This is a genomic window from Rhodoferax sp., assembly GCF_025354435.1.
In the GTDB taxonomy this organism is placed as follows: Bacteria; Pseudomonadota; Gammaproteobacteria; order Burkholderiales; family Burkholderiaceae_C; genus Rhodoferax_B.
On record NZ_JANXMU010000045.1, the window covers coordinates 98758 to 115128 of the forward strand.

A 16371-nucleotide genomic window follows, 5' to 3' on the forward strand; every position below is an offset into this window, starting at 1 on the left:
CCCCTCCAGAAAGCTGCACCATGCCTGCTGTTGACGACAAGAATTTCCCCCATGCAACGCTAGACCAGCCCGAGGACACCGATACCGTGGCCGACTACCCCGAGCACTCGGATGACTCGGCGCGGTCCGGTGCGGACTTCAGCGAGAGCCGCTTTGTCAGCGCCCACGTGCCCGACGCGGCGGACGAATGGGTGAAGCTGCCCTTGCTGGGCAACCGGCGTATCACGGCCCATCAGCGGATTCTGGCAGTGGTGATGGCTGCGGCCTTGCTGGTGCTGGCTGTGGGGGCGGTATGGGCCTTGCACCGTGCCGACACCGTCGCGCAGCAACTGGCTGCTACCGGCCAGGCCCTGATGCAGTCACAGCGGCTGGCTAAATCGGTCTCGCAAGCCCTGGTGGGCAGCACCGCAGCCTTTGCCGACGTGGCCGAAAGCGCCGACGTGCTGGCCAAGAACGTGCGCGGCCTGCAAGCCGGTGATGCGCGTTTGACGGCGGTTAACGCCGATGCCCAGACCGATATCGCCAAAATCACCCCCCTGATGGAGCGGGCTGAAAAGAACGCTGCCACCGTTATGGGCCAGCAAAAAATCTTGACCCAGGTGGGTGCCGCGCTGCACACCATTAACCGCCAGTCGTCCGATCTGCTGGAAATCGCCGAGACCATCGCCTCGTTCAAATTACAGCAGGCTGCCAGCCCCACCGAGATTTCGGCAGCGGGCCAGTTGGTGATGCTGACCCAGCGCATTGGCAAGTCGGCGAATGAATTCCAGACCATGGAAGGCGTCAGCCCCGAGGCGGTGTTCCTGCTGGGCAAAGACTTGAACTCGTTTAAGGAAATCACCCAGGGCCTGCTGGACGGCAGCCCGGAACTGCGTTTGGGTGCAGCCAAAGATGCAGCCACCCGCGAGCAGCTCAACGCCTTGCTCAAGCTGTACGACGAAACCCGCACCCAGGCCGGTGCCATTCTGGGCAATCTGCAGGGTTTGGTGTCGGCCCGTGAGGCGCAAACCGCCGTGGTGGCCGACAGCGAGCCGTTGCGCCGCCAACTGGAAGAGCTGCAAGACAAGCTGTCGTCGCAAACCGGTTTGGGCCTGGTGGCCATCGTGGTGTTGGTGTTGTCGGCGCTGCTGGCGCTGGCCTGCGCGGCCGGTTTGGCCGCCGTGCAGCTGCGCGGTAGCCGCAAACGACAGGCCACGGCCGAAATGCAGCGGCTGGATGCCGAGTCGTCGCAACAAGGCACCAAGCGCGTCAACGATGCCAACCAGGCGGCGATTTTGCGGCTGATGAACGAACTGCAGGCGGTGGCCGAGGGCGATTTGACCCAGCAGGCCACGGTGACCGAAGACATCACCGGTGCGATTGCCGATTCGGTGAACTACACCGTGGAAGAACTCCGCGCCCTGGTGGGCAGCGTGCAAAACACCGCCACCCAGGTGGCCCAAACTACCGCCCAGGTGGACAGCACCTCGACCGAGCTGCTGGCCGCATCGACCGAACAGCTGCGTGAAATCCGCGAAACCGGTCGCTCGGTGCTGGACATGGCTTCGCGCATCAACGAGGTGTCCGCCCAGGCACAAGAGTCGGCCACGGTGGCGCGCCAGTCGCTGCAAGCCGCCGACTCGGGCCTGCAGGCGGTGCAAAACGCCATCGGCGGCATGAACTCCATCCGCGACCAGATCCAGGAAACCTCCAAGCGCATCAAACGGCTGGGCGAGTCTTCGCAAGAGATTGGCGAAATCACCGAGCTGATCTCCGACATTACCGAGCAAACCAATGTGCTGGCGCTGAACGCTGCCATCCAGGCCGCATCAGCAGGCGAGGCTGGGCGGGGCTTCTCGGTGGTGGCCGAAGAAGTGCAGCGGCTGGCCGAGCGTTCGGCCGATGCGACGCGCCAGATTGCCGCGCTGGTGAAGGCCATCCAGACCGACACCCAGGATGCCGTGGCCGCCATGGAACGTTCTACCCAGGGGGTGGTGGCCGGTGCGGCCCTGTCCGACAGCGCCGGTACGGCCCTGACCGAGATTGACCATGTGTCGCGCCGTTTGGCCGAGTTGATCGAGCAGATTTCACAGGCCACCTCCCGCGAGGCCGAAAAAGCCAACGTGGTAGCCGACAACATCCAGCACATTTTTGCAGTGACCGAGCAGACCGGCGAAGGCACGCGGACCACAGCGGCCCAGGTGCGGGAGCTGTCCCAGATGGCCGAAGAATTGCGCTTGTCGGTGGCGCGGTTCAAAATCAAGTAAGCCGCCATGCTGTTGTCGCCCCCTGCCGCTACAGACACCTCTATGTCCCTCTCCGCATCCACCACCGAAGATGCCCCCGAACACGACCTGGGTCCGCTGGCCTGGGTGCTGGACGAGCTACGCAAAACCTTGGATGTTGCCGTCAAATCCCTCAAGCGCTATGTGCGCGAGGCAGATGCATCGCAGGCCGCCGGTTTTGCCGTGCCCGATACCAGCCACTTGGGTGCCGCACTCCAGCAACTGCACCTGACCGTGGGCGCGTTGGAGATGGTGGGCATGATGCCGCCGTCGCTGCTGCTGCGCGCCATGGAATCGGCAGTCGCTAAATGCCTGGACAACCCCAGCCTGTGCACACCGGATGCCGTGGACAAGATCGAACGGGCCAGTTTTGCCGTGGTGGACTACCTGGAGGCCGTATTGGCCAGCAAGCCGGTGTCGTCGGTGGGCCTGTTCCCGCAATACCGCGAAGTGCAGGCACTGGCCGGTGTGACCCAGGTGCATCCGGCCGATCTGTGGCCGATGGAGCCGCACTGGCGGGATATTGCGGTGGCCGAACCGGTGCCGCCTTTGGCTTATGCGCCTGCGCTGCGGGCGCGGCTCGACCAGTGCGTGCTGAAAGTGGTAAAGACCGGCGATCCGGTGGCCGCCCAGGAACTTGTCGGCATCTGCCTGGGTTTTGCACAGCATCAGCAGCGCCAGCCCGAGCAGGTTTTCTGGAACATCGCCGCTGCGTATTTTGAAGCACTGTCGCTGGGGCTTTTTGCGCCCGACGTGTATTCCAAGCGGATTGCTTCGCGGGTATTGACCCAGTACGCCGCACTGGCCAAGGGCGATGCCACCGTCAACCCGCGTCTGGTGCAGGACATGCTGTTTTTCTGCGCCCAGGCCGTGCCAGTGCGGGCGGCCGATGCGCCCACGCTGGCAGCCGTGCGCCAGGCCTATGGCTTGCAGCGCCACGCGCCGATCGACTACGAAATGCGGCCTTTCGGCCGGTTTGACCCGGCTTTGCTGGCCCAGGCGCGCAAGCGGCTGGCGGCAGCTGCGGAAACCTGGTCGGCCTTGGCTGGGGGCGATACACACCGCTTCAAGCCTGCTCTGGACCAGTTCGCCATGGTGGGCGAGTCGCTGACCAAGCTGCATGCCGGCAGCGCGGTGCTGGCCCAGGCCTTGACCCAGGCGGTCGAGTCCACGGTGCGCTCCAAGGCCCCGCCTTCGGCCGCACTGGGCATGGAAGTCGCCACCTCGGTCTTGTACCTGGAGGCCGCGTTTGAAGAGCTGGACCAGGCCGATGCCGAGCTGGCCGAACGCGCCACTCTGCTGGCCGACCGTTTGACCGTGGTGGGGCAGGGCGGTAGCCCCGAGCCGCTGGCCCCGTGGATGGAAGAGCTGTACCACCGCGTTAGCGACCGGCAAACCATGGGCAGCGTGGTGGATGAGCTGCGCCACACCCTGGCCGAGGTCGAGCAGGCGCTAGACCAGTTTTTCCGAACCCCGCGCGAGAAAGTGCCGTTGGCCAAGGTGGCGCACCAACTGACGCAAATGCGCGGTGTGCTGTCGGTGCTGGGCCTGGACCAGGCCTCGCACGCCGTCATGCGCATGCGCGAAACGGTCGATGGCTACATGGCCGATGACTTGGGTGATCCTATGGCCCAAGCCGCCAGTTTTGACAAGCTGGGGAACAGCCTGGGGGCGTTGGGCTTTTTGATCGACATGCTGGGCTACCAGCGGGCCCTGGCCAAAAAACTGTTTTCCTACGACGAAGAGGCGGGCGAATTCAAACTGGCCATGGGCCGCAGCACGGTCTCGGCCGCAGATTCGGTGCAAGCACCGTTCCAGGATGAACTCGAAGAGCGCGCCCATGTGGCAGAGCTGGCGGCCGAGTCGGCCCCGCAGGCAGAAGCTCCTTTGCCGCTGCTGGATGCCGAGCCGTGGGCTATTTCCGAACTGCCCGACTTGCTGGACCTGGACCTGGCGACCGGAGCCGCGCCACTGGTGCCGCCTGCCGTGCCTGTGCCCGCAGAGGCCTTGGAGCCGGTATCGGTACAACTTTTGCCCGCGTTGGAGCCCGAGTTCACTCTGACCACTGCCACGCCCGGACAAGGGCGTGTGACCGAAGTCACCCCGGCTCCCGAGCCTGCGACGCCTGCCGTGGAGGCGAACGCTCCCGAAGAAGATGCCGAGTTGCTGGGCATCTTTTTGGACGAGGCCCGCGAGGTGGTGCAAACCGGCCTGGGTGCTGTCGTTGCGCTGAAGGCCGCACCCAGCGGTGTGGGGCCGCAAATTACGCTGCGCCGCGCCTTCCACACCCTCAAGGGCAGTGCCCGGATGGTGGGGCTGTCTGAATTTGGCGAAGCCAGTTGGGCTATGGAGCAAATGGTCAACGGCTGGCTGGCCGAACAAAGTCCCGCCCACCCTGATTTGCTGCAGGTCGCCAGCGATGCTCTGAACGCCTTTGGCCTGTGGGTGGAAGACATCGCCGTGGGTGCGGCAGGCCATTGGCGCGCCCAGCCGTTCCGCGCCTCTGCCGATGCCCGTCGACTGGAGCTGCGCCATCTACCACTGGCCGTGCCCCAGGCCTTGGCCGATGTGATCACACCAGAGTCGTTGCTGGAGGAGTTGCCTCCGGTACCTGATGCCGTGCCTGAACCGGTTGCCGAACCGGTGGTAGAGGCAGCAGTCGAGGACACCGTAGAACCTGTTGTAGAGGAATTCGTGGCCGAGGCGCTGTCTGCGCCGATGCCAGAGCCCGTACCCGAAGCGGTACCCGAGCTTGAACCCGAAGAAGCCGTTGCCGATACCGCCCCGCTGGACCCCCCCGAGCTCGACGACGCCACCAAGGTGATCGGGCCGCTGCGCATCGGCATCCCCCTGTACAACGTCTACCTGAACGAGGCCGATGAATGGTCACGCCGTCTGCTGACCGAACTCAGCGAATGGTCGCTGGAGCTGCACCAGCCTCTACCGGACTCAACCGTCTCGTTGGCGCATTCGCTGGCGGGTAGCTCGGCTACGGTGGGTTTCCAGGCGCTGTCGCAAATGGCCCGGGCGTTGGAGTCGGCGCTGGAACATGTGCAGCTCTTGCACCAAGGCACGTCCCAGCACGCGCAAATATTTACCGATGCGGCCGAAGATATCCGCCGCCTGTTGCACCAGTTTGCCGCCGGTTTCCTCAAAGAGCCCAACCCCAGTGTGCTGCAGGCGCTGCGCGATTTGCTGGAAGATGCCTCTGCATCCGTGTCCCTGGCCGCCCCCGAGGTGCCCGAGCCGCAAGAGCATGCGGATGCAGAAGACCTGGCTGATTTGGCACTGTTGGATGCGGCCCCGGAGCCCCTGGCTACCGTGTCGGCCGTCGAAGCCCCCGTTCCCGCCGAAGCAATACCCGATTTTGCTGCGCCCGTGCAGTCCGACTTCGACGACGAAATCGACCTGGTGGACGTGATCGATGCCGATCTGTTTCCCATCTTTGAAGAAGAGGCTTCCGAGCTGCTGCCGCAACTGGGCGGAGCCCTGCGCCAGTGGTGGGCCCGACCCGAAAATGGCGGTGCCCGCAACGAAGTGCTGCGTGCCCTGCACACGCTCAAAGGCAGCGCCCGTTTGGCCGGTGCCTTGCGCCTGGGCGAACTGGCCCACCGGCTGGAAACCGAGATTGAGCACCTGGGCTCCGAGCCCTTGCAGTCCGCACAGATAGAGCCCCTGCTGTCGCACTTTGATGCCTTGCAAGCCAATATGGACGGCCTGCGCCAAGTCCATCTGCGTGCGCCCAGCGAGGCCGTGGCAGCCCCCGCGCCCGCGCCAGAGGCAAAGCCCGAAACCTCGGCCATCATCACCCTGCTCACGCCCGCGCTGCCCACCCCGGTGTTGCCGGTTGCGCCACGGCTGATGGCCCACCAGTCGGTGCGCGTGCGCTCGCAGCTGCTAGACCGGCTGGTCAACCAGGCGGGCGAGGTCATCATCACCCGCACCCGGCTGGAGGCGCGCTTGTCCCAGTTGCGCGGTGCGCTGGTCGATCTGACTGGCAACCTAGACCGCATGCGCGGCCATTTGCGCGACATCGAAGTGCAGGCCGAATCGCAAATGCAGTCGCGTTTGGCGCTGGCCAAGGACACGGCGCAGGGTTTTGACCCGCTGGAATTCGACCGCTTCACCCGGGTGCAAGAGCTGACCCGCATGATGGCCGAGTCGGTCAACGACGTGGGTACGGTGCAGCGCAATCTGCAGCGCACCATCGAGGGCACCGAGGACGACCTGGTCATCCAGGCCCGCCAGGCCCGCGAGCTGCAGCGCGATCTGCTGCGCACCCGCATGGTGGAATTTGAAGGCATTGCCGAGCGCCTCTACGCCGTGGTGCGCCAAGCCTCCAAAGACACCGGCAAACTCATCAAGCTGGACATCACCGGCGGCTCCATCGAAATGGACCGCGGCGTGCTGGACCGCATGGCCCCGGCCTTCGAGCACCTGCTGCGCAATGCCGTGGCCCATGGCATCGAGCTGCCCGAGGTGCGCACGGCAGCGGGTAAAACCGCCATTGGCAACATCCTGGTCGAGCTGCACCACGAGGGCAACGACATCTCGGTGCGCTTTGCCGACGACGGTGCCGGGCTGGACATGGCCCGTATCCGCCAAAAAGCCGTGGCCCAAGGCTTGGTGCAGGCCGATACAGAGCTGGACCCGGCCGCCGTGGCCGACATGATTTTCCTGCCCGGCTTCTCTACCGCGGCGCAGATCACCGAGCTGGCCGGGCGCGGCATCGGCATGGACGTGGTGCGCGCCGAAGTGCTGGCCCTGGGCGGTCGCATTGAAACCAAGACCGCCGCCGGGCAGGGCACGCAGTTCAAGCTGGTGCTGCCCTTGACCACCGCGGTGACGCAGGTGGTGATGCTGCGTATGGGCATGCTGTCCATCGGCGTACCCGCCAACGTGATCGAAGTGGTGCGCCGCATGCCGCAGGCCGAATTGGCCCAAGCCTACGAGAGCCATGTGGTGGATGTGGCGGGCGAGGCGGTGCCGTTCTTTTGGGCCGGTGCGCTGCTGCAGGTGTCGCAACACAGCACCGAACCACCCGGCAAAAACAGCGCGGTGGTGATCTTCCGCAGCGCGGCGCAGCGCCTGGCCCTGCACGTGGACGAGGTGCTGGGCAACCAGGAGGTGGTGGTCAAAAACCTCGGCCCCCAGTTGTCGCGCCTGCCGGGTTTGTCTGGTATGTCGGTGCTGGCATCGGGTGCGGTGGTGCTGATTTACAACCCGGTGGCGCTGTCGTCGGTCTACGGTGCGCATGCCCGCCAGTGGCAAATGGGCGTGGGAGACGTGGCCCCGCTGCTGCCCACCGTGCAACACACGCCGCTGGTGCTGGTGGTGGACGACTCCATCACCGTGCGCCGCGTCACCCAGCGCCTGCTGCAGCGCGAAGGCTACCGCGTGGCGCTGGCCAACGACGGCCTGCAGGCACTGGAACGGCTGCGTGACGAAACACCCGCCCTGGTCTTGTCCGACATCGAAATGCCGCGCATGGACGGCTTTGACCTGGCCCGCAACATCCGCAGCGATGCCACGTTGAAAGATTTGCCCATCATCATGATCACTTCGCGCATGGCCGAGAAGCACCGCGAACATGCCCGTGCGTTGGGGGTGAACCACTATCTGGGCAAGCCCTACCCGGAAGAAGAGCTGCTCAGCCTGGTGCGGCGTTACACCACTAAAACTGAGGGTGTTTTAGGCCTCTAGCGTAATATCTACATACACTAGTAGCTATTTATTTAATAGCGTTTGGGTCAAGGTAAGGCCTGGGGCTTTTTGACCACCGCGTAGCGCAGCAGGGTGCGGGCGCGGGCCTCGTCGTGGGCCACGACGGGGAGTGGGTAGGTGGTGCCCAGTACCACCTCCGCCGCCTGTAGTTCCATGGGTTTGGCCAGCCACGGTGCGTGGAGGGCGGCATTGGGCAGCTTGGCCAACTGCGGCAGGTAGCGGCGGATGAACTTGCCCTCGGGGTCGAACTTTTCGCTCTGGCTGGTCGGGTTAAAGATGCGAAAGTACGGCTGGGCATCGCAGCCGCTGGAGCTGGCCCACTGCCAGCCGCCGTTGTTGGCCGACAAATCAAAATCGTTCAGGTGGGTGGCAAAGTAGGCCTCGCCCCAGCGCCAGTCCAACCCCAGGTCTTTTACCAAAAAGCTCGCCACCACCATGCGCAGGCGGTTGTGCATGTAGCCGGTCTGGTTGATCTGGGCCATGGCGGCATCCACCAGCGGGTAGCCGGTGCGGCCCTCGCACCAAGCGGCAAACAGGGCCTTGGCGGTCTTGCCGTGCTCCCAGGCGATACCGTCGTATTCGGGCTTGAAAGCACCTTGCGCCACGTGCGGAAAGTTGCTCAAAATCTGCGCATAAAAATCCCGCCACACCAGTTCGCTCAGCCACACGCTGGCCCCCTGGATGCCTTGCAGATGCAGCGGATACGCGGCCGCCGCCATCTGCCTAATCGACACCGTGCCAAAGCGCAGGTGCACACCTAGATAGCTCGGGCCTTTGATGCCCGGGAAGTCGCGGGTGGCGTGGTACTGGTCCATGCGCTCGAAGAATTCTTCAAACAGCTGCTGCCCACCGCTTTGCCCGGTGGGCAGTTTCAGTTGGGCCAGGTTGGTGGATTCAAAGCCCAGCGCCTGCAGGCTTGGCACGGGCTGGGGATTCTTGCGTGGTGCCAGCCGCACGGCGTACTTCTCCACAGGGTAAGACTTCAGATAAAAGTCGTCCACCTTCTTCAGCCAGGCATTCTTGTAGGGCGTAAACACGCCGTAGGGGCGGCCCTGCTGGGTCAGCAGTTCCTTGCGCTCAAAGATGACGTGGTCTTTGAAGGTATGTAGCGCAATGCCCAGATGCGCCAGAGCTCCCAGCACCACGGCATCGCGGGCCAGGGCTTGCGGTTCGTCGTCGTGGTTGGTAAACACGGCCTGGGCGTGCAACTCCTTGGCCAGCGCCGGAATCGCCTCACGTGCCGCTGCGTGCAGGGTGATGAGACCGGTGCTGGGCTGCAGGGCGCGCAGGGCGGTGTCCAGCTCGGCGACCGAAGCCTGGATGAATTCCACCCGGCGGTCGGCGCGGGGCAGGCTGTCCAGAATCTCGGTGTCAAACACAAACACGCAGTGCACCTGCTGGCAGGACCTGAGCGCGTGGTGAAGTGCTGCATGGTCAAAGCTACGCAGGTCGCGGCGGAACCAGACCAGGCCGGTGGCGAATTTTCGGGAGGGGCGTTCTAGCATGGCACGATGTTAACGGTGCGCCCTGCGCGCGACGAACTGCCGATACTGAAAATTTGAGTGTTTTAGGGCGCTAGTGCATGTAGTACATACGCCAGTAGCTATAAATTTAATAGTATACGTGGGCGGGTCGCTTCAGCACTCCACAATATTCACCGCCAGCCCGCCTCGCGCCGTTTCCTTGTACTTGGTCATCATGTCGGCACCGGTTTCGCGCATGGTCTTGATGACCTTGTCCAAGCTCACAAAGTGGCTGCCGTCGCCGTGCAAGGCCATGCGGGCGGCGTTGATGGCTTTGACGGAGGCGATGGCGTTGCGTTCGATGCAGGGTATTTGCACCAGGCCGCCCACCGGGTCGCAGGTCAGGCCCAGGTGGTGTTCCATGCCGATTTCGGCGGCGTTTTCGACCTGCTCTGGCGTGCCGCCCATGACCGCGCACAGGGCGGCAGCGGCCATCGAGCAGGCCACGCCCACCTCGCCCTGGCAGCCCACTTCGGCACCCGAGATGGAGGCGTTTTCTTTGTACAGCATGCCGATGGCGGCGGCGGTCAGCAGAAAGTCGATGACCCCGCTGGGTGTCGATGTGGCCACAAAGCGCACGTAGTAGTGCAGCACGGCGGGCACGATGCCCGCGGCCCCGTTGGTGGGCGCGGTGACCACGCGGCCGCCAGCGGCGTTTTCTTCGTTCACGGCCAGGGCGTACAGGTTCACCCAGTCCAGCACCTGCAGCGGGTCGCACAGGGCGAGTTCGGGATTCGCGCAGAGCTTGGTGAACAGGTCGGCGGCGCGGCGCTTGACCTTGAAGCCGCCGGGCAGCACGCCCTGGGTGCGGCAGCCGCGTACCACGCAAGCCTGCATCACCGCCCAGATCTTTTGCAGGCCCGCGTCGATCTCGGCATCGCTGCGCCAGTGCTGTTCGTTGCGGCGCATCAGCTCGGCAATCGAGATGCCCGCACCCTTGCAGCGGGCTAGCAGCTCGTCACCGCTGTGGAAGGGGAACGGCAGCACGGTGGTGTCGGGGGCCAGCACCTTTTGCTTGTTGCCGTCGGCGGCCACCTCGTCGCTGACGATAAAGCCACCGCCCACCGAGTAGTAGCAGCGGTTCAGCAGCTCGGCACCGTCTGCGTCATAGGCTACGCAGCGCATGCCGTTGGGGTGGAAGGGCAGGGTCTCGCGGCGGTAGAAGGCCAGGTGGTCTTTTTCCTTGAACACCACCGGGTGCACACCGCCCACGCGCAGCAGGCCGGTGGTGCGGATGGCTTCCAGCAGGGCGGGAATGGCTTCCACGTCCACGCTTTCCGGGTCATGGCCTTCCAGGCCCAGCAAGACCGCCTTGTCTGTGCCGTGGCCCTTGCCGGTGGAGCCCAGCGAGCCGTACAGCTTGACCTCGACCTTGGCACACGCACCCAGCAGACCCTGGTGGGCCAGCCGTTCGGTGAACATTCGAGCGGCGCGCATGGGGCCGACGGTGTGCGAGCTACTGGGGCCGATACCGATTTTAAAGATGTCGAAAACACTGACGGCCATGGGGGAGTTCTCTGGTTACCGCTGTGCGGTGAGGTAATCGGGATGGACAAAGAAAGGTGCGTCCGAGCGTGGCAAGGCGGCCTTGCCACGGATCACGTCGGCCATTTTTTCGGCCAGCATGATGGTCGGTGCGTTCAGGTTGCCGCTGACCACGTCGGGCATGATGGACGCGTCCACCACCCGCAGATTGGCAATGCCGTGCACGCGGCCCGAGCCGTCGGTGACGGCCATGTCGTCGGTGCCCATGCGGCAGGTGCAGGACGGGTGCAAGGCGCTTTCACCGTGCTCACGGATGTGGGCATCGATCTCGGCATCGGTCTGCACGCTGTCTTTGGGCGACACGGCATCGCCGCGGTATCTGTCGAACGCGGGCTGGTTGAAGATCTCGCGCGTCAGGCGGATACCGGCGCGCATTTCCTTGCGGTCCTGCTCAGTGGCCATGTAATTGAACAGGATGCGCGGCGCGTCCTTGGGGCTGGCGGTTTTGAGCGTGACGGCACCGCGGCTGGTCGGGCGCATCGGCCCCACATGCGCCTGGAAACCGTGGAAGCTGGCGGGCGCGCTGCCGTCGTACTGGATGGCCATGGGCAGAAAGTGGTACTGCAGGTCGGGGTGCTTCACGCCTGCCGCGCTGCGGATGAAGCCGCCCGACTCGAAGTGGTTGGTAGCCCCCAGGCCGGTGCCCTTGAGCATCCATTCCGCACCAATCTTCACCTTGGCCACGGGGTTCATGGCGCTGTACAGGGTGATGGGTTCCTTGCACATGTACTGCACATAGGTTTCCAGGTGGTCCTGTAGGTTCGCCCCCACGCCGCGTAGCGCGGCAACGATGGGGATGCCCAGCTTGCGCAGGTCGTCTGGGTTGCCCACGCCCGAGAGCATCAGCAACTGGGGCGAATTGATGGCACCGCCGCACAGAATGACTTCGCGGGTCGCCAGGATGAGGTCGGTGCGGTGGCCGTTGACCACCTCTACACCGATGGCGCGCGGCGGGCTGGTGTCTGGCGCAAAGGCCACCTTGGCTACCAGCGCCCGGGTGCGTACCTGCAGGTTGGGGCGTTTCATGGCCGGGCGCAGGTAGGCCATGGCGGTGCTCCAGCGGCGGCCCTTGTGCACAGTCATGTCCATGGGGCCAATGCCCTCCTGGCGGTAGCCGTTCATGTCGGCGGTGTAGGCGTAACCTGCTTGTTGCCCGGCTTCGATGAAGGCCTGGTACAGCGGGTTGATACAGGCACCCGTGGATACGTTCAGCGGCCCGCTGTCGCCCCGGTAGCTGTCGCCGCCCTTGCCGCGTTTTTCGGCCTTGCGGAAGTAGGGCAGGCAGTCTGCGTAGGACCAGTTTTCCAGGCCCTTGTAGCTGGCCCAGCCTTCGTAGTCCAGCGCGTGGCCGCGGATGTAGACCATGCCGTTGATGCTGGACGAGCCGCCCAGCACCCGGCCGCGCGGGCAGTACATGGGGCGGTTGTCCATGAAGGGCTCGGGCTCGGAATGGTAGAACCAGTTGAACTTGTCGTTGGCCAGCGGGTAGGCAAAGGCCGACGGCATGTGGATGAAGATGCTGCGGTCGCCCGGCCCGGCTTCCAGTAGCAGCACTTTCACGTCCGGGTCTTCGGTTAGGCGGTTGGCCAGTACGCAGCCTGCAGAGCCTGCGCCGACGATGATGTAGTCGAAATTTTCAGTGGTCATGGGGCGCAATCTCAGCGGTAGCCGCAGGCGACTTCGCCCAGTTCGACGTACACGGTTTTCAGCTGGGTGTAGTGCTCCAGCGCGACCATGCTGTTTTCATGGCCGATGCCGGATTCGCCCGCGCCGCCGAACGGGATCTCGATCGGTGTGATGTTGTAGTTGTTGATCCAGCAAATGCCGGCCTTCAGGCGCGCAGCCACGCGGTGGCCCCGGGCCCCGTCGCGGGTGAACACGCCTGCAGCCAGGCCAAAGCGGGTGGCGTTGGCGCGCTGCACCACTTCGGCCTCGTCGTCAAACACCAGCAAGGCCATCACCGGGCCGAAAATTTCCTCTTGCACGATGGCCATGCCGTCGGTGCAGTCGGCAAAGATGGTGGGGGCGACGAAGTTGCCGTTTTCACAGCCTTTGACATTGACCGCCGTGCCGCCGCAGACCAGCGTGGCACCTCCCGCTACGCCCTGGGCCACGTAGCCCAGCACCTTGTCGCGGTGGGCGGCAGAGATGAGTGCGCCGACCTCGGTGTCCGGGTCGGTTGGGTCGCCTACGCGCAGCAGCAGAGTGCGTTCCTTGAGGCGGGCCAAAAACTTGTCGGCAATGCCGCGCTGCACGAACACGCGGGTGCCGTTGGTGCAGATTTCGCCCTGGGTGTAGAAGTTGGCCATCATCGCGGCGGTCACGGCCTGCTCGAAGTCGGCATCGTCGAACACGATCAACGGCGACTTGCCGCCCAGCTCCATGGTCACCCGTTTCAGGGTGGCGGCGGCGCTGGCCATCACGCGTTTGCCGGTGGGGATGGAGCCCGTAACAGACACCTTTGCCACGCCCGGGTGGGCCGCCAGCAGCGCGCCGGTGGTGCCCCGGCCTTGCAGCACGTTGAACACGCCGGGGGGCACGCCCGCTTCCAGGTAAATCTCGGCCAGCTTCACGGCGGTCATGGGCGTGAGTTCAGACGGTTTGAAGATCATCGCGTTGCCTGCCGCCAGGGCGGGCGCAGACTTCCAGCAAGCGATCTGGATGGGGTAGTTCCACGCGCCAATGCCCACGCATACGCCCAGCGGCTCGCGGCGGGTGTAGGCGAAGGCGTTTTTTAGCGGGTACTGCGCACCGGCCAGGGTGGCGGCGGCGCCAGCAAAGTATTCGATGCAGTCGGCCCCGCTGGCCACGTCGACCACGCAGGCTTCCTGCCAGGGCTTGCCGGTGTCTTGCACCTCGATGGCGGCCAGGGTGTCGTTGCGTTCGCGTAGCAACTGGGCGGCGCGGTGCAGGATGCGGCCCCGCTCGGTGCCGGTCATGGCGGACCAGATTTGAAAGCCCGCCTCGGCAGCAGCCACGGCGGCGTTGACATCGGCCTCATCGCTGTCGTGCACCCCGGCAATCATGGTGCCGTTGGCGGGGTTGATGGTGTCAAAGCGCGCACCGCTGCCGTATACAGGCAAGCCATTGACGAAGTTGGAAATCAAAGATGCAGTCATACAAATAGTCTCAAAAATATCAGCGCAAAACGACGGTTTTCATGCCGTTGATGAAAACCCGGCGCTCTAAAACAAAGCGCAGCGCGCGCGACAGCACCAGGCTTTCGACCAGGCGACCGGCTTGCGACAAATGCTGGGGGGTGTCGGCGTGGTCTACGCGTTCCACCGACTGCTCGATGATGGGGCCTTCGTCCAGGTCGGTGGTGGCAAAGTGGGCTGTGGCCCCGATGAGCTTCACGCCCCGGTCAAAGGCCTGCTGGTAGGGCTTGCCACCCTTGAAGCCGGGCAGGAAGGAATGGTGGATGTTGATGACGCGGCCGTACAGTTCGTGGCACAGCGTTTCGCTCAGCACCTGCATGTAGCGGGCCAGCACCACGTACTCGGCATCGGTGTCCAGAATCAATTGCTTGAGCTTGGCCTCTTGTGCGGGCTTGGTGTCGGCGGTGATTGGCAGGTGGTGGAAAGGAATGCCTTCGGCCGCAGCCAGTGGTGCCAGGTCGGCATGGTTGGAGACCATGGCGACGATGTCCATCTTGAGTTCGCCGCGCCGCCACTGGGCGATGAGCTCCCGCAGGCAGTGGTCGAACTTGGACACCATGACCAGTACGCGCGTGGGTTGGGCCAGGTCGTGCACCTGCCACTGCGCCTGCGGAAAGCCCACGGCCAGTTCGGAAAACGCGCTGTGCAAGGCCTGTACCGAGCTGGTCAGGCTGAACACGCTGCGCACGTAAAAGCGCTCGGTGCTGTGGTCGTCAAACACCGAAAACTGTTCGATGTAGGCACCGTGTGCGTTAAGTAGTGCCGATACGGCAGCAACCTGCCCCTGAGCGCTGCCGCAGGCGAGGTTCAGGCAGTAATGGGTGGCTTGGGCGGTGGTCATGGATAAATGTTGCGTACCCCCAGGCTGCGCACTACGTGTCTTCGCCAACCCCCCTCGTATCGGTTTGAAAAACCGATACGACATGCAGGGGGCGAACCCGACGGTCCGGCAAATCCGTTCCCGTGGGTTCCTGGCGTAAGAGCCGTTGTGCGTTACTTGAGGTAGTGGAAAGTTGGCGGTAAATTACTTCAATGCGGCGGTGACGGCGGCCTTGCCGTCTTTGCCGTCAAAGGTCGTCACGCCCTTGAGCCAGCCGTCCAGCACGCCGGGGTTTTTCTTCAGGTAGGCACGGGCGGCATCGTTGGGCTTGGCTTTGTTGATGATGTCCACCATCACCACGTTCTCGATGGCGGTGGTGAACTGCAGATTTTTCAGCAGCGTGGCCACGTTGGGGCAGCGGGCTTCGTAGCTGGGGGGCACGGCGGTGAAGACCTTGGATTCGCCGTAGTTGGGGCCAAAGCCGCTGGTGTCGCCACCTTCAAGGTACTTCATCTTCATCTGCACGTTCATGGGGTGCGGCTCCCAGCCCAGGAAGACGATGGCCTTGTTGGCACGGCCTGCGCGCTGCACTTCGGCCAGCATGCCGGCCTCAGAGGATTCGACCATCTTGAAGCCCTTGAGGCCGAATTCGTTTTTGTCGAGCATGCTCTGGATGATCAGGTTGCCGTCGTTGCCGGGTTCAATGCCATAGATCTTGCCGTCCAGCTCGGTTTTGAACTTGGCGATGTCGGCAAAGCTCTTCAGGCCTTTGTCGTACAGGTAGGCAGGCACGGCCAGGGTGTACTTGGCACCGACCAGGTTGGGCTGCTCCAGCACCTTGATCTGCCCGGCCTTGATGAAGGGCTCGATGATGGGGGTCATGGTGGGGTTCCAGTAGCCCAGGAAGGCATCGATCTGCTTGGACTTGATGCCGGCAAAGGTGATCGGCACCGAGGCAATCGTCACCGTGGGCTTGTAGCCCAAGCCTTCCAGCACCACCGAGGCCATGCCGGTGGTGGCGGCGATGTCGCTCCAGCCCACATCGGCGAAGTGCACGGCTTTGCAACTCGTGGGTTCGGCGGCAAAGGCCAGCTGCGCGCACAGGGAGGCGGCGGCAACGACGGCGAGGTTGACAGCAAGTTTCAATTTCATGACCAGTTCCTTCAAAAGAGGGGTTGTACCAAGCGACGACACCCTCGGACTTTCACAGGTTGACACGCCGGAACTTGGCTAAGAACGACGCGGAGTTGTTCCAGGGCGGCAGTGTCTGGAAACAGATAAAAATTTAGGTGTGAAATATGCCTATAACGTATGTTTTATATACGTTAGTAGCTATT

The 16371-nt window shown here is 63.9% G+C and carries 8 protein-coding genes; 2 read left to right on the plus strand and 6 right to left on the minus strand.

Annotation, left to right across the window (positions count from 1 at the left end; genetic code table 11):
• Window positions 1–20: 20 nt before the first annotated feature.
• Window positions 21–2246 (plus strand): methyl-accepting chemotaxis protein, encoded by a 2226-nt coding sequence (locus Q0T48_RS12240; protein ID WP_295956717.1) that lies wholly within the window; start codon window positions 21–23, stop codon window positions 2244–2246.
• A 42-nt stretch (window positions 2247–2288) separates the two neighbouring features.
• Window positions 2289–7967, plus strand: a complete 5679-nt coding sequence (locus Q0T48_RS12245; protein WP_295956719.1) for an Hpt domain-containing protein — start codon at window positions 2289–2291, stop codon at window positions 7965–7967.
• 47 nt (window positions 7968–8014) lie between these two features.
• On the opposite strand, the gene Q0T48_RS12250 is transcribed toward Q0T48_RS12245, so the two are convergent.
• From Q0T48_RS12250 to Q0T48_RS12275, 6 genes are all read right to left on the minus strand, one after another.
• Window positions 8015–9493: a deoxyribodipyrimidine photo-lyase gene (locus tag Q0T48_RS12250; RefSeq protein WP_295956720.1), complete on the minus strand. Its 1479-nt coding sequence runs from the start codon at window positions 9491–9493 to the stop codon at window positions 8015–8017.
• Between the two features lie 132 nt (window positions 9494–9625).
• Window positions 9626–11017 (minus strand): L-serine ammonia-lyase, encoded by a 1392-nt coding sequence (locus Q0T48_RS12255; protein ID WP_295956722.1) that lies wholly within the window; start codon window positions 11015–11017, stop codon window positions 9626–9628.
• 15 nt (window positions 11018–11032) lie between these two features.
• Window positions 11033–12703, minus strand: coding sequence for a choline dehydrogenase (gene betA, locus Q0T48_RS12260; protein ID WP_295956725.1), 1671 nt, complete (start codon window positions 12701–12703; stop codon window positions 11033–11035).
• Between the two features lie 11 nt (window positions 12704–12714).
• Window positions 12715–14175 (minus strand): betaine-aldehyde dehydrogenase, encoded by a 1461-nt coding sequence (betB, locus tag Q0T48_RS12265; RefSeq protein ID WP_295956727.1) that lies wholly within the window; start codon window positions 14173–14175, stop codon window positions 12715–12717.
• 19 nt (window positions 14176–14194) lie between these two features.
• Window positions 14195–15055 (minus strand): formyltetrahydrofolate deformylase, encoded by an 861-nt coding sequence (gene purU / locus Q0T48_RS12270; protein ID WP_295956729.1) that lies wholly within the window; start codon window positions 15053–15055, stop codon window positions 14195–14197.
• A 183-nt stretch (window positions 15056–15238) separates the two neighbouring features.
• Window positions 15239–16186, minus strand: a complete 948-nt coding sequence (locus Q0T48_RS12275; protein ID WP_295956731.1) for a choline ABC transporter substrate-binding protein — start codon at window positions 16184–16186, stop codon at window positions 15239–15241.
• Window positions 16187–16371: the final 185 nt, after the last annotated feature.